Annotated in this window: 23 protein-coding genes and 1 pseudogene; 13 read left to right on the top strand and 11 right to left on the bottom strand. The window is 68.7% G+C overall.

Annotated features, from left to right (window positions below; all coding sequences use genetic code 11):
• Positions 1–30 precede the first annotated feature (30 nt).
• The 9 genes from SK803_RS40585 to SK803_RS40545 all read left to right on the top strand — a co-directional run bounded on the left by SK803_RS40585 (position 31) and on the right by SK803_RS40545 (position 9,162).
• Positions 31–861, top strand: coding sequence for an AAA family ATPase (locus SK803_RS40585; RefSeq protein ID WP_319971521.1), 831 nt, complete (start codon positions 31–33; stop codon positions 859–861).
• Positions 858–1,832, top strand: coding sequence for a vWA domain-containing protein (locus SK803_RS40580; RefSeq protein WP_319971520.1), 975 nt, complete (start codon positions 858–860; stop codon positions 1,830–1,832). Before SK803_RS40585 ends, SK803_RS40580 begins: the two co-directional genes overlap by 4 nt.
• Positions 1,825–2,916, top strand: coding sequence for an XdhC/CoxI family protein (locus SK803_RS40575; protein ID WP_319971519.1), 1,092 nt, complete (start codon positions 1,825–1,827; stop codon positions 2,914–2,916). The genes SK803_RS40580 and SK803_RS40575 overlap by 8 nt, the downstream gene beginning before the upstream one ends.
• A gap of 80 nt (positions 2,917–2,996) precedes the next feature.
• On the top strand, positions 2,997–3,530 hold the full coding sequence (locus SK803_RS40570; protein ID WP_319971518.1) for a (2Fe-2S)-binding protein: 534 nt from the start codon (positions 2,997–2,999) through the stop codon (positions 3,528–3,530).
• Positions 3,527–5,950: a xanthine dehydrogenase family protein molybdopterin-binding subunit gene (locus SK803_RS40565; protein ID WP_319971517.1), complete on the top strand. Its 2,424-nt coding sequence runs from the start codon at positions 3,527–3,529 to the stop codon at positions 5,948–5,950. The genes SK803_RS40570 and SK803_RS40565 overlap by 4 nt, the downstream gene beginning before the upstream one ends.
• A complete protein-coding gene (locus SK803_RS40560; protein WP_319971516.1) occupies positions 5,947–6,771 on the top strand; it encodes an FAD binding domain-containing protein in 825 nt (274 codons plus the stop codon). Before SK803_RS40565 ends, SK803_RS40560 begins: the two co-directional genes overlap by 4 nt.
• On the top strand, positions 6,768–7,364 hold the full coding sequence (locus tag SK803_RS40555) for an SRPBCC family protein (RefSeq protein ID WP_319971515.1): 597 nt from the start codon (positions 6,768–6,770) through the stop codon (positions 7,362–7,364). The genes SK803_RS40560 and SK803_RS40555 overlap by 4 nt, the downstream gene beginning before the upstream one ends.
• Before the next feature lie 5 nt (positions 7,365–7,369).
• Entirely contained in the window at positions 7,370–8,482 is a 1,113-nt protein-coding gene (locus SK803_RS40550) for a CapA family protein (RefSeq protein ID WP_319971514.1), read from the top strand.
• 116 nt (positions 8,483–8,598) lie between these two features.
• A complete protein-coding gene (locus tag SK803_RS40545; protein ID WP_319971513.1) occupies positions 8,599–9,162 on the top strand; it encodes a Uma2 family endonuclease in 564 nt (187 codons plus the stop codon).
• On the opposite strand, the gene SK803_RS40540 is transcribed toward SK803_RS40545, so the two are convergent.
• The 8 genes from SK803_RS40540 to SK803_RS40505 all read right to left on the bottom strand — a co-directional run bounded on the left by SK803_RS40540 (position 9,152) and on the right by SK803_RS40505 (position 16,209).
• Positions 9,152–10,084, bottom strand: coding sequence for an o-succinylbenzoate synthase (locus tag SK803_RS40540; protein ID WP_319971535.1), 933 nt, complete (start codon positions 10,082–10,084; stop codon positions 9,152–9,154). The genes SK803_RS40545 and SK803_RS40540 overlap by 11 nt on opposite strands.
• Before the next feature lie 8 nt (positions 10,085–10,092).
• Positions 10,093–10,542 carry a GerMN domain-containing protein gene (locus tag SK803_RS40535; RefSeq protein WP_319971512.1) on the bottom strand — a complete coding sequence of 150 codons (450 nt, stop codon included), beginning with the start codon at positions 10,540–10,542 and terminating at the stop codon, positions 10,093–10,095.
• Between the two features lie 110 nt (positions 10,543–10,652).
• Positions 10,653–12,056 (bottom strand): ATP-binding protein, encoded by a 1,404-nt coding sequence (locus tag SK803_RS40530; RefSeq protein ID WP_319971511.1) that lies wholly within the window; start codon positions 12,054–12,056, stop codon positions 10,653–10,655.
• Positions 12,053–12,733 carry a response regulator transcription factor gene (locus SK803_RS40525; protein ID WP_319971510.1) on the bottom strand — a complete coding sequence of 227 codons (681 nt, stop codon included), beginning with the start codon at positions 12,731–12,733 and terminating at the stop codon, positions 12,053–12,055. Before SK803_RS40525 ends, SK803_RS40530 begins: the two co-directional genes overlap by 4 nt.
• A 137-nt stretch (positions 12,734–12,870) precedes the next feature.
• Positions 12,871–13,656, bottom strand: coding sequence for a phosphonate ABC transporter, permease protein PhnE (gene phnE, locus SK803_RS40520; protein ID WP_319971509.1), 786 nt, complete (start codon positions 13,654–13,656; stop codon positions 12,871–12,873).
• Positions 13,653–14,270, bottom strand: a complete 618-nt coding sequence (locus SK803_RS40515; protein WP_319971508.1) for a phosphonate ABC transporter ATP-binding protein — start codon at positions 14,268–14,270, stop codon at positions 13,653–13,655. The genes phnE and SK803_RS40515 overlap by 4 nt, the downstream gene beginning before the upstream one ends.
• Positions 14,270–15,157 (bottom strand): phosphate/phosphite/phosphonate ABC transporter substrate-binding protein, encoded by an 888-nt coding sequence (locus SK803_RS40510; protein ID WP_319971507.1) that lies wholly within the window; start codon positions 15,155–15,157, stop codon positions 14,270–14,272. The genes SK803_RS40515 and SK803_RS40510 overlap by 1 nt, the downstream gene beginning before the upstream one ends.
• Positions 15,157–16,209: an FAD-dependent oxidoreductase gene (locus tag SK803_RS40505; protein WP_319971506.1), complete on the bottom strand. Its 1,053-nt coding sequence runs from the start codon at positions 16,207–16,209 to the stop codon at positions 15,157–15,159. The genes SK803_RS40510 and SK803_RS40505 overlap by 1 nt, the downstream gene beginning before the upstream one ends.
• Positions 16,210–16,305: 96 nt before the next feature.
• Here SK803_RS40505 and SK803_RS40500 point away from each other — a divergent pair, with 96 nt between their 5' ends.
• The 3 genes and pseudogenes from SK803_RS40500 to SK803_RS46675 form a co-directional block, all read left to right on the top strand.
• Positions 16,306–17,052, top strand: a complete 747-nt coding sequence (locus SK803_RS40500) for a GntR family transcriptional regulator (RefSeq protein ID WP_319971505.1) — start codon at positions 16,306–16,308, stop codon at positions 17,050–17,052.
• Positions 17,049–17,687 (top strand): phosphonatase-like hydrolase, encoded by a 639-nt coding sequence (locus SK803_RS40495; protein ID WP_319971504.1) that lies wholly within the window; start codon positions 17,049–17,051, stop codon positions 17,685–17,687. The genes SK803_RS40500 and SK803_RS40495 overlap by 4 nt, the downstream gene beginning before the upstream one ends.
• A gap of 144 nt (positions 17,688–17,831) precedes the next feature.
• A pseudogene (locus SK803_RS46675) lies at positions 17,832–18,260 on the top strand (transposase); the annotation flags it as partial.
• Positions 18,261–18,271: 11 nt separating this feature from the next.
• Here the strand turns inward: SK803_RS46675 and SK803_RS40490 are convergent.
• On the bottom strand, positions 18,272–18,394 hold the full coding sequence (locus SK803_RS40490; RefSeq protein WP_319971536.1) for a hypothetical protein: 123 nt from the start codon (positions 18,392–18,394) through the stop codon (positions 18,272–18,274).
• Here SK803_RS40490 and SK803_RS40485 point away from each other — a divergent pair.
• Positions 18,365–19,342: a transposase gene (locus tag SK803_RS40485; RefSeq protein ID WP_319971534.1), complete on the top strand. Its 978-nt coding sequence runs from the start codon at positions 18,365–18,367 to the stop codon at positions 19,340–19,342. The genes SK803_RS40490 and SK803_RS40485 overlap by 30 nt on opposite strands.
• Before the next feature lie 50 nt (positions 19,343–19,392).
• On the opposite strand, the gene SK803_RS40480 is transcribed toward SK803_RS40485, so the two are convergent.
• Together SK803_RS40480 and SK803_RS40475 are read right to left on the bottom strand one after the other, a co-directional pair.
• Positions 19,393–19,821 (bottom strand): hypothetical protein, encoded by a 429-nt coding sequence (locus SK803_RS40480; protein WP_319971503.1) that lies wholly within the window; start codon positions 19,819–19,821, stop codon positions 19,393–19,395.
• Positions 19,818–21,458, bottom strand: coding sequence for a DNA repair helicase XPB (locus SK803_RS40475; protein ID WP_319971502.1), 1,641 nt, complete (start codon positions 21,456–21,458; stop codon positions 19,818–19,820). The genes SK803_RS40480 and SK803_RS40475 overlap by 4 nt, the downstream gene beginning before the upstream one ends.
• Positions 21,459–21,463 lie beyond the last annotated feature (5 nt).

Below are 21,463 nucleotides of genomic sequence, written 5' to 3'. Positions count from 1 at the left end.
GTCCACCTTAAAGGGCTTACTCTGAGGCTCATGGAGTCCCCTGAGGAACTGGCGTCAGGGCTCGACGACGCGGGGTACCTGCCGGACGGCGGGATCGCCACGGCGGCGTTCCTCGCGGTCCGGATGGGGCGGCCGCTGTTCCTGGAAGGCGAACCCGGCACCGGCAAGACCTCGCTGGCGCTGGCGCTGGCCAAGACGATGGACGTGCCGCTGATCCGGCTCCAGTGCCACGAGGGCATCGACGCCACGCAGGCCCTGTACGACTGGGACTACCCGCGTCAGCTGATGCACCTGCGCGTGCTCGAAACCCGTGGCGAGGTCGACGAGGCGTCCCTCTACACGCGACGGTTCCTGCTGGCACGGCCGTTGCTGCAGGCGTTGGAGAACGCGCCGTGCGTGCTGCTCGTCGACGAGATCGACCGGGCGGACGACGAGTTCGAGGCGTTCCTGCTGGAGGTGCTGTCCGAGAACGCGGTGAGCATCCCGGAGTTCGGCGAGATCAGAGCCGTGACGCCGCCGTTGACCGTGCTGACCTCGAACCGGACCCGCGAGGTGCACGACGCGTTGAAGCGCCGCTGCCTCTACCACTGGCTGGAGCATCCCGGTCTGGAAAGAGAAGTCGCGATCCTCCGCCGCACCCTGCCTGGCCTCGACGAACGGCTCGCGCGGCAGGTCGCGGAGGCTGTGCACCGGATGCGGGGCCTCGATCTGCTGAAGCCGCCGGGTGTCGCGGAGTCGCTGGACTGGGCGCGGGCGTTGCAGGCGCTGGGGCGAACCGAGCCGGACGTGACGACGCTCGGGGCCGTCCTGAAGTACCGGGAGGACGCGGATCGCGTGATCGGGAGCACAATCGTGGGGTGACGGAAGCCTGCGTGGGGTTCACGCGCGTCCTGCGGGGCGCCGGACTTCAGTGCGGGCCCGATCGCGTACAGGCGTTCCTGCGGGCCACCGAGCACGTCGACCTGTACTGGGCCGGGCGCCTCACGTTGTGCGCCGACCCGGACGACCTACCGCGCTACGACGCCGCCTACCGGGCTTACTTCGGCGGCACCCCGCCGCGTCCGCGCACGACGATCGAGCTCGACTCGGTCACCGTCGGCGTGGCCGCGTCCGATGTGGAAGTTCTGAAGCACAAGGACATCTCCGAGTTCAACGCGGCGCCGTTGATCGCCATGCTGAAGCCACTCCCGCCGCGCAGGCGGTCGCGCCGGCTCAGGAAGGCCCGCCGTGGCCCTGTCGACCTGGCCCGCACGGTCCGCGCGATGATCGAGATGGGCGGCGAGATCACCCGGCCCCGGCACCGTCGTCGTGGCGTGAAGGCCCGGAGGTTGGTGCTGCTGATCGACGTGTCCGGTTCGATGGCCGCCTACTCCGACGCGTTGCTGCGGTTCGCGCATGTGATCGCGCACGCCATGCCCGTCGAGGTCCGCACGATCGGCACCCGGCTCACCCGCGTGACCCGCCAGCTGAGGGAACGCGACCCCGAACGGGCGTTGAAAGCGGCCGGCCGGGCCATCCCGGACTACGAGGGCGGCACCAGGCTCGGCGAGACGCTGCGCAGGTTCAACCAGCAGTGGCGGCAGCGGGGCGCGGTGGTCGTGCTGTTCAGCGACGGCTGGGAACGTGGTGACGCGACATTGCTGGCGAACGAGATGGCGAGGCTGAGACGGGTGAGTCACAAGGTCATCTGGGCCAACCCGCACGCGGGCAAGCCGGGTTATCGACCGGTGCAGAGTGGTGTGGTGGCAGCTCTCCCGCACGTCGACACCATGGTCGCCGGCCACAGCGTGCACGCCCTGGAACAACTGCTGAAGGAGGTGCGCCGTGCGTGATGTCCTGTTCGACCTCGCGGAACGGGTGGCGAACGGCGAGACGGTCGGCGTCGGGACCGTCGTCGCGACCTTCAGCTCGGCTCCCCGGCCCGCGGGCGCGGCGATGCTGGTGACGCAGGACGGCGAGGCGATCGGCAGCGTGTCCGGCGGGTGCGTCGAAGGTGCCGTCTACGAGTTGGCGCAGGAGACCGAGGGCTCGGTCCTGCAGCGGTACGGGGTGAGCGACGACGACGCGTTCGCGGTCGGGCTGACCTGCGGCGGGATCATCGACATCTACGTCGAGAAGATCAACGCCGACACGTTTCCGCAGCTCGGTGAGGTGGTGGAGACGGTGCGCGCCGAGGAACCGGTGGCGATCGCGACGGTCGTCGAGCACCCGGACGGCATCGGCCGGCGCATGGTCATCTGGCCTGATCGACGGTCGGGCAGCCTCGGGTCTTCGCGGGCCGACGACGCCGTCACGGACGACGCGCGCGGCATGTTGGCGTCAGGGCGCAGCGGCGTGTTGCAGTACGGCCCGGACGGCCAGCGGCGTGGCGAGGGCATGAGCGTGTTCGTGAACTCGTTCGAACCGCCACCGCGCATGCTCGTGTTCGGTGCGATCGACTTCGCCGCCGCGATGGCCCGGCTCGGCGCGTTCCTCGGCTACCGCGTGACCGTTTGCGACGCGCGACCGGTCTTCGCGACGCGGTCCCGTTTCCCCGAGGCGGACGAGGTCGTGGTCGCCTGGCCGCACAAGTACCTCCAAGGTGAGGCGTTCAAGCTCGACCAGCGCACGGTCATCGCCGTTCTGACGCACGACCCGAAGTTCGACGTGCCGTTGCTGGAAGTCGCGTTGCGACTCAAGGTCGGGTACGTCGGCGCGATGGGATCCCGGCGCACACACGAAGATCGGCTGCAACGGTTGCGGGAAGCAGGTCTGACCGAGAGCGAGCTAGAGGCTTTGGCCTCGCCGATCGGCCTGGATCTGGGCGCCAGGACACCGGAGGAGACCGCGGTGTCGATCGCCGCCGAGATCATCTCCTTGCGGTGGAAGGGATCCGGCCGGCGTCTGGTCGATCTTGGTGAACCGATTCATCACTGATCGGGTTGTTGAACTCACAAACAGGGAGCAAGCTGAAGTGACCCTCGTCACTAAAGGCCCACCACCCTGGGAGGGTTCAAATGCACATCTCGGTCAACGTCGACGGAGTCACGTACGCCGACGAGGTCGAACCCCGCCTCCTGCTGGTGCACTACCTGCGGGAGCGGCTGGGCAAGACCGGCACCGTCGTCGGCTGCGACACCGGAAACTGCGGCGCGTGCACGGTGCACCTCGACGGCCACAGCGTGAAGTCGTGCCAGATGTTCGCCGTGCAGGCGAACGGGCACGAGGTCACCACGATCGAAGGCCTCGCCCGGGACGGCCGGCTGCACCCCGTGCAGGAGGCGTTCCGCTCCAACCACGCGTTGCAGTGCGGTTTCTGCACGCCAGGCATGATCATGCAGGCGATCGACCTGCTCGCCGACGAGTCGGATCCCGACGACGAGACCGTGCGCAAAGGCCTGGAGGGCAACCTCTGCCGCTGCACGGGGTACCAGAACATCGTCCGCGCGGTTCAGGACGCCGCACAGCGGATGAAGCCGGGTGCCGGCCCGAAGATCGAACAGCACAGCGACGAGACCGTCGCGTCGAAGCAGCCGGTAGGTGGCGAATGACCGCCACCGCGGAACCGGAGATCGGCAAAGCCCGGCTCCGCAAGGAAGACGCCCGGCTGATCACCGGTCAGACCAGGTGGACCGACAACCTCCAGCTGACCGGCATGCTGCACATGGCCGTGCTGCGCAGCCCTGTCGCCCACGCCCGCATCACCAACATCGACTGCAGCCGCGCGACCGCGATGCCCGGTGTGGCGGTCGTGCTCACCGGTGAGGATTTCGCCGCTGAGCAAGGTTCTCTGCCGTGTGCCTGGCCGATCACCGAGGACATGAAGTCACCCCCGGCGCCCGCGATGGCCGTCGACCAGGTCAACTTCGCCGGTGAGGCCGTCGCGCTGGTGATCGCCGACAGCGCCTACCGCGCCGCCGACGCACTGGCTGCGATCGACGTCGACTACGACGAGTTGCCGGTCGTGCTCGACATGGAAGAAGCCTTGCAGGACAACGATCTGGTGCACCCGGACCTCGGCACGAACAAGTGCGCGACCTGGGTGTTCGACTCCGCCGAGGCGGGGAGCGGCACCAACGTCGAGGACGAGATCGCGTCCGCCGAGGTCGTGATCGAGCGGACGTTCCGGCAGCAGCGGCTGATCCCGGCGTTCATGGAACCGCGTTCGGTCGTCGTGGATCCGCACGCGGACATGTTCACCGTCTGGTCGGCGACGCAGATCCCGCACATCCTGCGCTGGATGCTCGCGGCGGTCACCGGCATCGCCGAGCACAAGATCCGCGTGATCGCGCCGGACGTCGGCGGAGGGTTCGGCGGCAAGCTCCAGGTCACGCCGGAAGAGCTGCTGTGCCTGCTGGTCGCGCGGCGGATGGGCCGGCCGGTGAAGTGGACCGAGACGCGCACCGAGTCGATGCTGTCCGCGCACCACGGCCGTGACCAGATCCAGAAGATCACGCTGTCCGCGCGCCGCGACGGCACCGTGACCGGACTGAAGGCCGAGCTGCTCGCCGACATGGGCGCCTACCTGCGCCTGGTCACGCCGGGCGTGCCGATCCTGGGCGCGTTCATGTTCAACGCGATCTACAAGTTCGCGGCCTACCGGTTCGTGTGCACCAACGTGTTCACGAACAAGGTGCCCACGGACGCCTATCGCGGTGCCGGACGGCCGGAGGCCACGTTCGCGATCGAGCGGATGATGGACGAGCTCGCGGCCGAGCTGGACATGGATCCGATGAAGATCCGCGAGATGAACTGGATCAAGCACGAGGAGTTCCCGTTCAACACGGTCGCCGGACTCACCTACGACTCCGGCAACTACGAGGCCGCGACGGCCCGTGCGATGGAGCTGTTCGGGTACGAGGAGCTGCGCGAGGAGCAGGCACGTCGTCGTGCGGACGGTTCCGCGGTGCAGCTCGGCATCGGAATTTCCACCTATACCGAGATGTGCGGTCTTGCGCCCTCACGGGTTCTGGGCGCTTTGCGTTATGCCGCGGGAGGGTGGGAGACCGCGTCCATCCGCATGCTGCCCACCGGCAAGGTCGAGGTGATCACCGGAACGTCGCCGCACGGTCAGGGGCACGAAACGGTGTGGTCGCAGATCGTCGCGGACCGGCTGGGTGTGCCGTTCGAGGACGTTGAAGTGCTGCATGGTGACACTGCGACGTCGCACAAAGGCATGGACAGCTACGGCTCGCGGTCGTTGACCGTCGGTGGCACAGCGCTGGTGCACGCGGCGGACAAAGTTCTCGCCAAGGCGCGGACGCTGGCCGCGCACATGATGGAGTGCGACGAGTCGGACGTGGAGTTCGCTGCCGGGTCCTTCTCGGTTCGAGGCACGTCGACGGTTCGGACTCTCGGCGATGTTGTGCTGGCCGCGCACGTGGCGCACGACCTGCCTGACGGCATGGAACCCGGCATGGACGCCGATGCCACGTTCGACCCGGACAACTTCTCGTTCCCGCACGGAACCCATTTGTGCGCAGCGGAAGTCGACACCGAGACCGGGATGGTGAAGATCCGGCTGTACGTCGCGGTGGACGACGTCGGCACGGTGATGAACCCGTTGATCGTCGACGGCCAGGTGCACGGCGGGCTGGCCCAGGGCATCGCTCAGGCGTTGTTCGAAGAGGCCATCCACGACGAGATGGGCACCCTCACGACGGCGACGCTCGCGGACTACCTGGTGCCGTGTGCGGCGGACCTGCCTGGGTTCATCACAGCTCGTACGGAGACGCCAGCGACGTCCAACCCCTTGGGCGCCAAGGGAGTCGGCGAGGCGGGCACGATCGCCTCGACGCCGGCGGTGGTGAACGCCGTGCTGGATGCGGTGCGGCACATGGGTGTGCGTGACATCGAGATGCCGTGCTCGCCGGAACGGGTGTGGAACGCGTTGCAAGGCCGGGCCGCGGATGCGTCCGCGCCGGCTGCGGGCGGTCTCGGATCCATCGATTCGCAGGGAGGACAGTCGTGATCCCGGCGGAGTTCAAGTACCTGTTCCCGTCCTCCGTGGACGAAGCCGTGCGGATGCTCGCCGAGGAGGGCGAGGACGCCAAGATCATCGCGGGCGGGCAGTCGCTCGTGCCGGTGCTGCGCATGCGGCTGGCGGCGCCCACGGCGTTGATCGACATCGGCGGGCTGACCGAGCTGACCGGTGTGCGCGACGACGGTGACTCGTTGCTGATCGGTGCCATGACCACGCACTACGAGGTGCAGCGTGATCATCTGATCCAGGACCACGCGTTGTTGCTTCGGCTGGTCACGGACACGGTGGCGGATCCGCAGGTGCGGCACCGCGGCACGTTCGGCGGCTCGCTGTGCCACGCGGATCCGGCTGGCGACCTGCTGGCGCCTGCTCTGGCGCTGGACGCGGTGATGATCATCGCTGGGCCTTCTGGACGTCGTGAGGTGCCCGCGGCGGAGTTCTTCGTCGACTACTTCGAGACGGCGCTGGGCCCGGACGAGATCCTGATCGACGTGCGCGTGCCCAAGTACACGGGGTGGGGCGCGCACTACGAGAAGCTCAACCGGGTCGCGCAGGCGTGGTCGATCGTCGCGGTCGCGGCGGCCGTGCAGGTCAGCGGCGGTTCGATCGCCGCCGCCCGGATCGGTCTCACCAACGTGGGCTCCGGGCCGGTGCGTGCCGTCGACGTGGAATCGGCGCTCGTCGGCCAACCGGCCACCGCCGAGGCGATCTCCGCGGCGGCTCTGAAGGCGTCTTCCGGCGACAGCTACAAGGACAACCTGGCTCGGGTGCTGACCGGCCGCGCGCTGACGGCGGCGGTAGCGGGATGAAGCTGACGCACTCGTTCGTCGCGCCTGCCCCGGCCGAGGAGGTCTGGGAGGCGCTGATCGACCCGGAACGCGTGGCGCCCTGTCTGCCCGGCGCCACGCTGACGTCGGTCGACGGCAAGTCGTTCAGCGGGGAGGTGAAGGTGAAGCTCGGCCCGGTGCAGCTGCTGTACCGGGGGAGCGGCGAGTTCGTGGAGATCGACCCCGTGCTGCGCCGCGCCGTCATGAAAGCCGCGGGCAAGGACACCCGTGGCAACGGCACCGCATCGGCCGTGGTGACGTTCCAGGTGGGTGAATCGGTCGAGGTCGAGACGGACCTGGCGATCACCGGCCGTCCGGCGCAGTTGGGTCGCGGCCTGATTTCCGAGGTCAGCGGCAAGCTCGTCGACCAGTTCGCGGAATGCCTGGCGAGCACGCTGGGTTCAGTGGATCCTGACGAGGTGGCGCAACAGCAGCATCTCCGAGTGGTCCCCGACGAGCCGATCGACCTGATCGACACCGCAGGCGTACCGGTCCTGAAGCGCGTGCTGCCCATCGCGGCCGCGGTGCTGGCCGTTGTGCTGTTCGTGGTCCTGCGACGCAGGCGGCAACGCTGAAGCGTGTGGTCCGGTGGCCGGCATTCGTGCTGGCCACCGGCTTCCTGCTGTCCGCGTGCACCGGCTCGCCCGTCGTCATCACGTCGGCGCCCGCGCCCCCTTCGCCCACGTCATCTGGCCCGCCCCCACCGCGGTCGTTCGTGCTGACCGCGGGCGGCGACATCCTGATCCACCCGGCGCTGACCGACCAGGCCGTCGCCGACGGAGGTGCGGCGGGCCGTGACTTCCTGCCGCTGTTCTCGGGCATCAAGGACACCCTGAAGGCCGACCTCTCCCTGTGTCACCTCGAAGTGCCGCTGGGCACGAAGGAGGGCCCGTTCTTCGGCTACCCGGCCTTCCTCGCCCCGCCCGAGGTGGCGAAAGGCCTGATCGACGTGGGTTACGACTCGTGCTCGACCGCCTCGAACCACACCCTGGACCGCGGTGTCTCGGCGATCACCACCACGCTGGACGCGATGGACGCCGTCGGCCTGAAGCACACCGGCTCGTTCCGCACCCAGGAGGAATCCGCGGCCCCGCTGATCCTCGACGCGGGCGGCGTGAAGGTGGCCCAGCTTTCGTTCACCTACGGCTTCAACGGCATCCCGCTGCCCCAGCCGTGGCGCGCGAACCAGATCAACGCCGCCAAGATCCTCGCCGATGCTCGTAAGGCTCGCGAAGCCGGCGCCGAGGTCGTCGTGCTGTCCGTGCAGTGGGGCAACGAGTACCAGCACGAAGCCACCGCCGACCAGAAAGCCCTGGCCCGCCAGCTGCTGGCCGACCCCGCGCTGGACCTGATCATCGGCACGCACGTGCACGTGGTGCAGCCGTTCGAGAAGATCGGCAACAAGTGGGTCGCCTACGGGTTGGGGAACGAGGTCGCCCGGCACGCTGAGCCTCGTGGTGTCACCGAGGAGGGGGCGATCGCGCGGTTCAAGTTCGAGCAGGGGGCTGCGGGGTGGTCCGTGGTCGAGGCTTCCTACACGCCGACGCTGGTGGAGCTGGGGCCGCCGATCCGGTTGGTGGACCTGACTCGGGTGCCCGCCACTGCTCGGCGGACCGAGGCGATCAACCGGACCGAGGGCATCGTGTTCAGCATGGGGGCGAAGGAACAGGGATTGGCTCGCGGAAAGCCCTGATCGCTCGAAGGTGTGGAATTGCGGGGAGGTTTGGAGCGCCTCCATGTGCGACGGTGACTGAGACGGAAGGAGACGCAGTGACCGCACTACCTGATAGGCCTCCGAGGCGTCTTTCTGTGGCGACGGGTCTGCTGACCGTCGCTCAGTACGCCGCGCTCGGAGAAACCGAAGACGGCTATACGGAATTGGTAAACGGCCGTCTGATCATGCGCTCCAGCCCACTTCGCAGGCACAACGCGGCAGGTCGCAACCTGCTGCTGCAGCTCGTTGGCCAGGTACCCGACGATCTCGAGGTTCTTTACGACCTCGATGTCGACCTGGAGTTGGCACCACCTGACAAACCAGGCTTCGTCCTGCGTCCTGATGTGCTCGTGGTGCAACGCAGTGCCGGCGAGCGACAGGAGGCTGTAGGTGGCCTCATCAAGGCATCAGAGGTCGTGCTCGCCGTCGAGGTGTTGTCGCCGAGTTCGCGCCACACGGACTATTGCGCCAAGCGTGACGAATACGCCTGGGCCGGCATTCCGTATTACTGGATCATCGACCTCGACGAGCCGATCTCGTTGGCCGCGATGCATCTGGCCAGCGAATTCGGCTATCTGGAGGCGCCAGCGGAGACCAGGGTCTACGAGGCAGTCGAGCCGTTCCCGTTGAAGATCCAGGTGGATCGACTCATCGACTGAGCTTGCTCAGCACCCTGTCGAACCGATCAGTCCAGGCCTTCGTGAGCGCATCGCTCTCGAACCCCTCGATGCGGTCCGGCACAGGTGACTTGGTGAGCACCGGCAGATAGCCGTCGACTGGCACGAGTGAATCGCTCGTGACATCGCCTTCGAACAGCTGAAGCGTGGCGAGCCCACACGCGTAGTCGAGCTCAGGCAGAGCCGCCGCCAGCGCGACCCCGGCAGCCATCCCGACCGATGTCTCCAGCGCCGACGACACCACACACGGCAGTCCACACGCCTCGGCGATTTCCAGCGCCCTGCGCACACCCCCGAGCGGCGCCACCTTGATCACCGCGATGTCCGCCGCGCCCGCCACGGCCACCTTCAGCGGATCCTCAGCCTTGCGGATCGACTCGTCCGCGGCGATGGGCACGTTGACGCGTTTGCGGACTTCGGCAAGCTCTTCCAGCGTGTGACACGGCTGTTCCACGTACTGGAGACCGTGTGAGGCCTTGTCCATCGCCTTGATCGCGGCAACGGCCGTGTCGACGTCCCACAGCATGTTGGCGTCGACCCTGATGGCACCTTGCGGCCCCAACGCGTCGCGCACCGCTTCAAGCCGTGCGCAGTCCTCGGCCAGCGTGGACTCCGCGACCTTGACCTTGGCCGTCGAGCAGCCAGAGCGCGCCACGATCTCGTGCGCCTTCTCCGGGCTGACCACCGGAACCGTGCAGTTGACCGGGATGCGGTCGCGGACCGGGGCCGGCCACCCGTCGTTCGCCGCCTCGATCGCGCACGCGAGCCACGGCATCGACTCGTCGTCGTCGTACTCCTCGAACGGGCAGAACTCGCCCCACCCTGCGGGCCCTTCGAACAGCAACCCGGTGCGCTGGGTGATGCCGCGGAACCGGGAACGCATCGGGATGGAGTAGACGTGCACGCGCCGATTCAAGCGCACTTCTGGAACTCCAGCGAATGGCCGCCGCCGCGCAGGTTCACCGAGCCGACGGGCTGCACGCCGAGCAACGTGCACACGATCTGCTGGACGGCAACGCCGCTGAGCTGCGAGACGTCGCTGGAAATGGTGACGTCCAGCCCGTTCGCGACCCGGTCGATGGTGGCGGGCGCCGCGTCGAACGGCACCTCGGTGGTGAAGCCGCGGCTCTGCTCGGCGTTGTCGGGGCCCTGGGCGAGCAGGGAGATGACGTCGTAGCCGCTCAGGCTGCCCTGGGGACGGCTGACCGGGACGACCTTGCCCGCGGCGACCCAGTAGACCGTCGGCGAGGTGTTCTCGACGGGCCCGCTGGGGGCTTCGAGGCCGGGGATCGGGTCGGTCGGCCGGATGCCGCACGCGGTGAGGACGGCCAGGACGAGCACCGCCAGGCCAAGCCCGCGCACGGGGCGCTTCGCCGCTCGCAGTCGCACCGCCAGGCCAAGCTCGCGCAGGGGTCCCCTCCCGGGGGTCCCCCTGTTTCCATTCTCCCAGCCGGCACCGACAGTTTTCGGCCTCACCGCTCACCACCCAGCGGCAGCCGCAGCGTGAACAACGCCCCACCCCCACCAGGCCGGTTGGCCGCCACCAGCGTGCCCCCGTGCAGCCGCGCGTTCTCCCACGCGATCGCCAGCCCGAGCCCACTGCCCTCGGACCGTCCGCGCGCCGAGTCGGCTTTGTAGAACCGGGCGAACACGTGCGGCAGCACCGCGGCGGGCAACCCGGGCCCGGAGTCCGCCACCGAGATCAGCAGGGACGAGCCCTCGATCCACAAGGTCAGGGACACCGGTGGCGCGCCGTGCCGCAGGGCGTTGCCGACCAGGTTCGCCACGATCACATCCAGGCGTCGCGGATCCAGGCGCGCGCGCACGTCGGTGGGCAGGGAAGTCGTCACGTCCGTGAAGCCGCGCATTCGCAGAGACGCGCGCACGACCTCGGCCACGTCCACCTCGTCCAGCGCGAGCGCTGCCGTGCCCGAGTCGAACCGGGTGACCTCGATCAGGTCGTTCACCAGGCGCGTCAGGTTCTGCGTCTCGCGGTTCACCAGCCGCGCGGCCTGGCCGGCGACGCCGGGCAGGTCAGCCGTTTCTGCGTCCAGCACGTCGGTCACGGCGGTCATCGCGGCCAGAGGAGTTCGCAGCTCGTGCGACACGTCGGCCACGAACCGGCGTGCGTCCGCTTCCATTCGTTGCAGCTCACCGACGTAGTGCTCCAAAGACGATGCTGTGCTGTTGAAGGTCGATGCGACGGAAGCCAGTTCGTCCCGGCCGCGCACCGGCACCCGTGCGGACAGGTCGCCCTGTCCCAGTTGCCAGGCCGCCAGCTGAAGCTCGCGGACGGGGCGCAGCACGCCTCGGGACGCCAGGAAACCCAGGCCCAGGGCCAGGATCAGGCCGGCGCCGCCGATGAGCCACGCGTTGCGGGCCAGTTCGCCGACGAACTCGATCTCGGAGGTGAACGGCCGCAGCACGTACACCTCGATGCCGGACGAGTCGGTGGACGAGCCGCCGGGCGCGCCAGCGGGCGTCACGCGCAGCTGCATGCCCACCACGAGCCACACCCCGCCCCCGTACGGCACGCGCTGCCAGCCGACGCGGCCGGAGGACACCAGGGACCGCAGTTCGGGAGTGATCAGCGACGGGTCCATCGAGCCCGCCACGACACCCCGCGCCTGGGCCAGCGCCGAGCCCTCGCGGCCCGAGATCCTTCCGGCGATGCGCTCCAGAGACGCGGCGTCGGGTGGCCGGGCGGGGAGCGGGTAGAGCTGCTCGACGCGGTTCGTGGTCTCGATGACGGCGTTGTCCTGGGCGCGCTGCACGATCGCGTCGCGGGCCCGCACGTAACCGGCGCCCGCCACGGCCCCGGCGGTCACGATGCTCAGGAACGCGAAGGCGAGCAGCAGCCGGAGGCGCAGGGTCACAGCGGCCCGAACCGGTAGCCGAAGCCGCGCACGGTCTGGACGTACCGGGGTGCGGCCGGGTCGTCCTCGATCTTCGAACGCAGCCGCTGCACGCACGCGTCGACCAGTCGTGAGTCGCCGAGGTAGCCCTGGTCCCAGACCGACTCCAGCAGCTGTTGCCGGGACATGACCCGGCCGGGCGACGAGGACAGTTCCAGCAGCAGCCGCAGCTCGGTCGGGGCCAGCGACACGGGCCGGCCGAGGCGCGTCACCACGAGGCCCTCGCGGTCGATGGTCAGGTCGCGGTAGCGCTCCGCCACGACCTCGGGCACCGACACGGACGACCGGCGCAGCACCGCGCGGATCCGGGCCTCGAGCACGCGGGCCTGCGCGGGTTTGGCCACGTAGTCGTCGGCACCGGCCTCCAGACCAGCCACGACGTCGATGTCGTCGTTGCGCGCGGTCAGCATGATGATCGGGAGGTCACCGGAGGCACGGATGCGGCGGCACACCTCGAACCCGTCGACGCCCGGCAGCATCAGGTCGAGCACGACCACGTCGGGCGTGACGCTCCCCAGCAACTCGAGGCCCTCCTCGCCCGTGCGCACCGCGTCCACGGTGTGTCCCTGGTAGGTCAGGGCGAGCGACAGTCCCTCGCGGACCGCCTCGTCGTCCTCGATCAGCAGTACGCGCGGCATGCCCTCCAGCCTTCCCGACGGGTCTCATGAGGACGTTCTTGCCACGTCATCGTTGCGTAACGACCGCCCGTGCGCAGCTGTTGCCGAGGCTCCACCACCATCGCAATGAGGGCAACGACAACGGTGAGCAGTGCAGGTCAAGCACCTAGCCGCTTGCGCACGAACGCAGACGCCTGGTCGACCACAACAACAAGAAGCAGCACCACGAGGATGTGCGTGACCATCTCGTCGAACCGGAACAGCTTGATCGACTGGTTGATCAGGAAGCCGATCCCGCCAGCGCCGACCAGGCCGAGCACGAGCGACGACCGCACGTTCACGTCCAGCCGGTAGAGCAGCAGTCCGGCCAGCGAAGGCAGCACCGTCGGGAGGACCGCGTGCAGCGCGATCTGCGGGCCGGAGGCACCGGTCACCCGCAACGCGTCGCGCGGCCCGCGGTCGCTCTCGTCCATCGCCTCCGCCCAGAGCTTGCCCATCACGCCGGTGTTGTGGAACACCAGCGCCAGCACGCCAGCGAACGGCCCGAGCCCGACCGCCGTCACGAAGATCAGCGCGAACACCACGTCCGGCACCGAACGCAGGAACGACAGCACCGCGCGCGCCGCCTGCTGTGCCCACGCGGCGGAAGTCGTTGCGCGAGAGGCCAGCAACGCCAGCACCAGAGCGAACGGGATCGAGAACGTCGTGCCGAGCAGTCCGATGTAGAGGGTGATCACCGCCGCTTCCAGCGACTTGCCGAGCACCGAGAAGTCCGGTGGCAGCGACTCGGCGAGGAAGTCGGCCATGCCCTCCCAACCGGCGATCAGCGCGGCGGGTGAGAACTCCGTGGCCTGCCAGGCAAGGACGTGCACGGCCAGAAAGACCGCGACGGCGGCCCACACCGCGGCGGAGGGCCAGCGGCGCTTCGGAACTGTGATCGTCATGCCGCCACCGCCGTTCGCATCTCGACGATTCGGTGCGCGTAGGTCCGGGCGAGTTCCGGTTGGTGCAGCACGGCGACGACCGCCAGACCCTCGGAAGCCAGGTCCACCAACAACTCCATGACCTGTACCGCGGCCTGCGGGTCGAGCGCCGACACGGGTTCGTCGGCCAGGATCACGTTGGCGCGCTGGCACAACGCCCGCGCGATCGCCACACGTTGTTGCTGCCCACCGGACAGCCGCGCGCACCGGTCCAAAGCACGGTCCGCGAGCCCGACCCGGTCCAGGCACCGCATCGCTTCCTCGCGCACGTCCTGCCCGAAGACCAGCGAGCGGTGCAGCGGAAGCCGGCCGAGAGCGCCGGAACACACGTTGTCCAGCGCGTTGCGGCGGCCGACGAGGTGGATCTTCTGGAACACCATCGCGGCGTTCCCGCTGACGTCGATCTCGCCGCCGTCCGGCGTTTCCAGCCCGACCACGCAGCGCAGGGCCGTGGACTTGCCGGAGCCGTTCGGCCCGAGCAGTGCCACGAACTCGCCGGGTTCGACGGAGAGGTCGAAGCCGTCCAGCACGGTGCGGCCGCCGAACGACTTGCGCAGGCCGCGGATGGCGAGCATCAGACGTCCTCTTCCTTGAGTCCCAGCGTCGCGGCGAGGTCGAAGAGCACCTTGTACGTGTCGTTGTCCACCTGCACGAGCGGACCGGGCGGGGTGACGTCGAGGAACGCGCCGACCTTCTCCACGTCCGCGGGCCCGAGTTCCAGCAACGCCCTGCGCACCTTGTCCTTGAACGCCGGGTCGAGGTCGCCGCGCACGGTGATCGGGTCGTTCGGGATCGGCTCGGACTTCCAGATCTGCCGGAACTTCGACTCGTCGAACGTGCCCGCGGCCTTCGCGCTGGCCAGCTGCTGGCTGTTGATCTCGCCGGCGTCGACCTTGCCGTTGATCAGCGCGAGCATGGCCTCGGGATGACCGCCCGCGTAGTCGAGCTTCACGTCGGCGACGTCGTGCTTCTTCAAGCCGTAGCGGGGAAGTGCGTCACCGGACGCTGACCCGACGCTGCTCAGCGCGAGCGATTTCCCCTTCAGGTCCTCGATCTTCTGCGCCGGCGAGTCCTTCGCGACCCAGATGCCGGCGGTGTAGCTGGTCAGCTTGCCGGAGCCGTCCGCGAACGAGGCGAGAGGTTCGGCCTTGGCCTTCTGGGACGCGAAGACGTAACCGAGCGGCCCGAACTGGGCGATCTCCAGCTTGCCGTTGCGCATGGCCAGCACCTCGGCCGCGTAGTCGTCGACGATCTGCAGCTCGACCTCGCAGCCGAGCTTCGTCGCCAGCGCCCTGGCGAGCACCTCGTAGGCGGGCTTGAGCTTGTCGGGGGCCTCGTACGGCTCGACGCCGAAGCGGACCTTGCCGTTGTTGGGGCAGTCACCGCTGTTGGCCGATTGCGTTGTGCCGCAGGCGGTCGTCAGCAACAGTGTCGCGGCGAGTACGACGCTGAAGGCTCTCATCACAGCTCCTGGAGGAGGTCGTCGAGCACGGCCGGGGCGAGGCCGAGCGCGGTGGTCATGCCGATGCCGGAGGTGACCGAGACGGCCCGGATCCGGGGAGCGGGCGTCGCGGTCAGGAAGGGTTCTGGGGCGGACGCGTAGATGCCGCGCCAGCGTTCGAGGACTTTCAGCGTGGGAACGCCGAGCAGCCGGGCCGTCTCGGTGAGCACCAGGTCGTCCAGGTGCTCCGGCCGATAGGGATCGACCGTGCGGCTGTAGTGGTGGGTGTCGCCGATGGTGAGCGAACCGTCGGGGAGCTGGGTGAACATCAGGTTCAGCCCGGCTTCGACCAGCTCGGGGTGGTCGTGTGTGAGGCGTGCGCGGACCTTCTCGATGCTGGGGCAGCGAGCGAACGCCTCGTAGCGCAGCATCGAGAACCCGGTCAGCACCGCCGAGTCGATCACGCCGCCGTGTGCGACCCGCAGCATTCGCAGCTGGCAGCGCTGAATCTGACGTTCGTCGGCGAGGTCGGGGAAGAACCTGTCGACGTCGTGGCCGACCGCGACGACCGCCGCGCGGCAGCCGATCTCGCCGCGAGTCGTGCGGACCAGGCCCGGCTCGACCGTGAGCACGTTGGTGGACCAGTGGAACGTCACACCGCGTTCCGCGAGCAGCGAAGCGATCGCGTGCACCGCCTCGCGCGGGTTGACGCGGATGTCGAGCGGCAGGAACGCGCCCTCGTCGGTGAGCTCGATCTCGCGGACGGAGGCGAACTCTTCGAGCACGGCGCGTTCGTCGTCGTGACGTGCCACGACGACGCTGCCGGACTCGCGGAGCCAGAAACCGGCCTTCTCGGCGAGCTTCAGCCACTCCTCACGAGCGGTCATCGCGTACTCGAACGCCACCCCGTCCTGAGCGGTGACGCAGCCGTGCCCGAAGTTGCGCACGGACGCTCCGACCGCGTGCTCGTCCCGCTCGACCACGGCGACGGAGAGACCCCGTCGCACCGCGTGCCAGGCGTGCGCGAGCCCGACGATCCCCGCGCCGACGACCACCAGGTCCACACTTGTCATGACAAGAACGATGAGTGGCTGCCGAAGGAGAATCAATGGCTGTCCTGATGTGTTCACTTGGAGTTCAGACTTGTTATGACATGTATGGTTGGCGGCATGGAGATGCCCCTGCACGAGCGCATCGCGGCCGATCTGCGGCGCCGCATCGCCTCGGGTGAGCTGGCCGTCGGCGACACCGTGCCGTCCGAATCGCAGCTGTGCGCGCAGTGGAACGCCTCGCGCGCACCGGTCCGCCAGGCGCTCACGACACTGCGGGCGGAGGGCATGATCGGCGGCGGCCGCGGCAAGCCCGCGGTGGTGCGCAGGCACACGCTGTCGCAGCCGTTCGAGACGTTCCTGTCGTTCTCCAGCTGGGCCGCGGGCCTCGGGCACGTGCCAGGGCAACGAACTCTGGAGATCGCGCGCCGCCCGGCCGACGCGGACATCGCGGACGCCCTCCAGCTCGACGAGGGCACGCCGGTCGTGCAGCTGCTCCGGCAACGGCTGATCGACGGCAGGCCGACGATGCTGGAGCGCACGACGTTCGTGGAACCGGTGGGGCGCCTGCTGTTCGACTTCGACTGCGACAGCGGCTCGCTCTACGCCTACCTGGGCGAGCAGGGCGTGGACATGACCGTGGCCCGGCACCAGATCGACGCCGTCGCGGCGGACGAGCACGACAGCGAGCTGCTGGAAGTCGCGTTGGGTGCACCACTTCTGCGGGAACGGCGGCGTGCGTCCGGTGTGGACGGACGGCCGGTCGAGTACTCCGACGACCGCTACCGCCCGGACATGGTCAGCTTTTCGATCGAGAACTCCCAGCAGGCGCACCCGGCGCTGCTGCGGGACTGGAGGGCGTCGTGATCGACCTCGTCGTGCTGGACATCGCCGGCACCACGGTCCAGGAGCACGGACTGGTCTACCAAGCGCTGGCGGACACCGTGATCGCCGCCGGCGGATCGGCTGACGACGTCGGTGACTGGATGGGGGCCGACAAGTACGAGGCGATCTCGTCGATGCTCGGGCGCTCCGATGTGGACGCCGAGTTCGCGGACTTCCACGAGCGGCTGGCGAAGTACTACGCCGAGACCCCGCCGACGCCGATCCCCGGCGTGCCGGAAGCGTTGGCACAGCTGCGATCCAACGGCGTGAAGGTCGCACTGACCACCGGTTTCGACCGGCCGATCGTCGACGGACTGCTCGACGTCCTGGGCTGGAGCGAGGGCGTGCTCGACGCGGTGGTGTGCGTGGACGACGTGAAAGCCGGCCGCCCGGCGCCGTACATGATCTTCACAGCGATGGAGCTGACCGGCGTCCGAGACGTCCGGCGGGTGCTGACCGCGGGCGACACCGTGCGCGACCTGGAAGCGGGCAACAACGCGGGCGCGGGCTTCGTGGTGGGTGTGCTCAGCGGCAGCCAGACCGCGGAGGAACTGGGCGCTGCCCAGCACACGCACCTGCTGCCCAGCGTCGCCGACATCCCCGCCCTGCTGGCTTAGGGCATCTGCAAGTACTACCAACTGCGAGTTGGTGGTACTTGCAGACGCCTGGTGTTTTAACCGTGGGTCAGTCGATCTTTGACGTGGGTACGGCCACCGCTTGATCATCTTCGAGGTCCGACCAAAGATCTCGAACGACAGGCGGTGGCCGTGCCCGCAAGTCTGCCCGAGCCCGATCACGACGATCAACTCGCCCGGCTGCGCAGGTTCCGGCAGGCGGTTTATGACTGTTTCACCGGCTGGGCCGACACCCTGTTCGAGGCGGGTGATGCACTGCTGTGTGTATCAGGACGGCTGGAGTCGCTGCCGCATCTGACTTTGCAGCCGGAGCTGCGCCGGGGACATGGCAGTGTCTACGCGGCACTGGCCAAAGGTCGTGTCGATACCGACAAGCTACGCCGGACCCTGGCCGGTGCGATCCAGCCGGAGTTCGGCTTGGTGTTCGCAGCGGACGTGTCAGCCTGGCATCGCCCCGATGCCCTGACCTGTCCCGAACGGACGCTGAACTACGACTCCCGCAAGGACCCCGGCGGCAGGGATCGGGTCAACTGCACCACGCCTGGCTGGGCGGTGAGCTGGCTGGCTCAGATCGGCCCGTCCCGCGGTTCCTGGGTCACCCGGTCGATCTCGATCGGGCCGGCCCCGACAACAACGCGAATCTCGTTGCCACGCAACAGATCCGCCGCCTGCTCGACCACCTTGCCCAACGGCGCGTCACCGATATCCCGATCGTGTGCTGCGACGCCGGATACTCACCCGCGGCACTGGGCGTGCTCTCCGAGCAGCGGGTGCACATCGTGGTCCGGCTGCGCACTGACAGCGTGCTGTTCACCGAACCCCCGCCTGCCACACCAGGCACCCCAGGACGTCCCCGCCGGCATGGCCCGCCGATGAAGCTGCCCGACCAGGCCACGTGGCCCGACCCGGATCAGGCCCAGATCGTCGCGGCCGGACCAGATCGTGCCGGACTGACCGTGACCTGCTGGCACCGGCTGCACCTACGCCCGTCCCGCGCTTACCGCGAACCCGACACCGCAGACCAGCCCGCCAAAGCCAACCGCAGACTGATCCACGGCGACCTGATCCGCATCCGCTCCAACAACCCCCGCCACAAAACGATCTGGCTCTGGCACACCGGGCCGCCCGACAACTTCAACCTCGACACCATCTGGCGGGCCTACCTGCGCCGCTTCGGCATCGAGCACTTCTTCCGCTTCGGCAAACAACACCTCGCCTGGACCACACCCCGCCCACGCACCCCGCACCAAGCCGAACGCTGGAGCTGGCTGGTCGCCACCGCCTACACCCAGCTTCTACTCGCTCGCGGCCTGACCCGCACCCGGCTACTGCCCTGGGAACGCGGTCACCTCATGAGCCCCCACCGGGTCAAACGCGGGTTTCGCGCACTTCGCGCCGAGCTGGGCACCCCCGCCCAACCACGACAAAACTCCACACCTGGCCAGGACGGCCACCCGGCCGCCCCAACCAGCACAAACACACCCGCTACCCCAAAGCCAAAGAGCCTCAGGGTTAAAACACCAGGCGTCTGCAAGTACCACCAACCCTTGATCGAATCGCCCTCAACCGCACCCAACCTCTTCGCCGCCTGCCGAACCGGTAGCCGCTCCGCAGGCTCCGAGAGCTGTTGGCAGTAGAAAAGTGCCTCTTGAGGTCGAGTTGGTGGTACTTGCAGACGCGTCAACAGCTAGTCGAGGGCGGCGGTGTGGCGTAGCTGTTCGGGCGTCGGGTCGGTGACCAGGACCTGCAAGGCGGCGGCGAACTGGTCGAAGCGCCGGTCGAACTCGGCCAGTTCGCGCGACGGCTCCGCGACCAGCGCCGCCCGCCCCGCCTTGGGGATCGCGGTCGCCAGCGCGTCACGAAGCGGCTGAGCCCGGCGCAGGGCCAGGAGCAGCGTCCACAGCCGCTGCTCGACGAGGGCCACCTGGACGGGATCACCGGTCACCCGCAGGAAGTCCGACCGCACGGCCGTGGCGCGGCGGCGCTGCGAGGGGCACGTGAAGTCGTCCGACCGGACCACCTGCGTGTCCGGAGCCGACCTGGCCAGCGACTCCTCCGACCGGAACCGCCGCACGGGCACGGTCCCAGCCGGGTCCCACATCCACCAGAACGTCATCCGACCAGGTCGTCCGCGTCGACGATCTTGTACGCGTAGCCCTGCTCGGCCAGGAACCGCTGCCGGTGCGCCGCGTACTCGGTGTCGAGCGTGTCGCGCGAGACGACCGAGTAGAAGTGCGCCTGCCTGCCGTCGCCCTTGGGACGCAGGATCCGGCCGAGGCGCTGGGCCTCCTCCTGGCGCGACCCGAACGTGCCGGACACCTGGATGGCCACGGACGCCTCTGGCAGGTCGATGGAGAAGTTCGCGACCTTCGAGACGACGAGCGTGCGCAGCTCGCCCTTGCGGAACTTGTCGAACAGTTCCTCGCGCTCTTTGTTCTTCGTCGATCCCTTGATCACCGGTGCGTCCAGCTCCTCACCAAGCTCGTCGAGCTGGTCCAGATAAGCACCGATCACCAGAGCCGGCTCGTCGGGATGCTGGTCCAGCACCCGCTTGACCACCGGGATCTTGGTCCGCGCGGTCGAGCAGAGCTTGTAGCGCTCCTCGGGCTCCGCCGTCGCGTACTGCAGCCGTTCGTTGTCCGTCAGGGTCACCCGGACCTCGGTGCACTCGGCGGGCGCGATCCAGCCCTGCGCCTCGATGTCGCGCCACGGCACGTCGTACCGCTTCGGCCCGATCAACGAGAAGACGTCGCCTTCCTGCCCGTCCTCGCGCACCAGCGTCGCGGTCAACCCCAGGCGCCGGCGACTCTGCAGATCGGCCGTCATCCGGAACACCGGCGCGGGCAGCAGGTGGACCTCGTCGTAGACGATCAGGCCCCAGTCTCGCGAGTCGAACAGCTCCAGGTGCTTGTACTCGCCCTTCGACTTGCGGGTGATCACCTGGTAGGTCGCGATCGTGACCGGCCGGATCTCCTTGCGCTCACCCGAGTACTCGCCGATCTCCTCCTCGGTGAGCGAGGTGCGCGCGATCAGCTCGCGCTTCCACTGCCGCCCGGCCACGGTGTTCGTGACCAGGATCAGCGTGGTCGCCTGTGCCTCGGCCATCGCCGCCGCGCCGACCAGCGTCTTGCCCGCGCCACAGGGGAGCACGACGACCCCGGAGCCACCGGCCCAGAACGCCTGGGCGGCCAGCCGCTGGTAGTCGCGCAGCTTCCAGTCGGTCTCGTCGAGCGCGATCGCGTGCGCCTCGCCGTCGACGTACCCGGCGTGGTCCTCGGCCGGCCAGCCGACCTTGAGCAGCAGCTGCTTGAGCCGCCCGCGCTCGCTGGGGTGCACGACGACGGTGTCGTCGTCGATCCGCGCCCCGAACATCGGTGCGACCTTCTTGTTGCGCAGCACCTCCTCGAGCACCGCGCGGTCGTTGGAGTGCAGGACGAGCCCGTGCACCGGGCTGTTGGTGAGCACCAACCGCCCGAACCGGCTCATCGTGTCGACCACGTCCACCAGCAACGGCTGCGGCACGGGGTAGCGGCTGAAGCGCACCAGCGCGTCGACCACCTGCTCGGCGTCGTGCCCGGCCGCGCGGGCGTTCCACAAAGCCAGCGGCGTCACTCGATACGTGTGCACGTGCTCGGGCGCCCGCTCCAGCTCGGCGAACGGCGCGATGGACGTTCGCGCGTCGTTGGCGAGAGGGTGGTCGACCTCGAGCAGCAGCGTCTTGTCCGACTGAACGATCAGTGGGCCATCGGTCACGGTGA

The sequence above is a fragment of the Lentzea miocenica genome, from assembly GCF_033949945.1.
Taxonomy (GTDB): Bacteria; Actinomycetota; Actinomycetes; order Mycobacteriales; family Pseudonocardiaceae; genus Lentzea; species Lentzea miocenica.
Note: the sequence above shows the minus strand (reverse complement) of the source record. Positions and strands in the feature narration are given on the sequence as shown.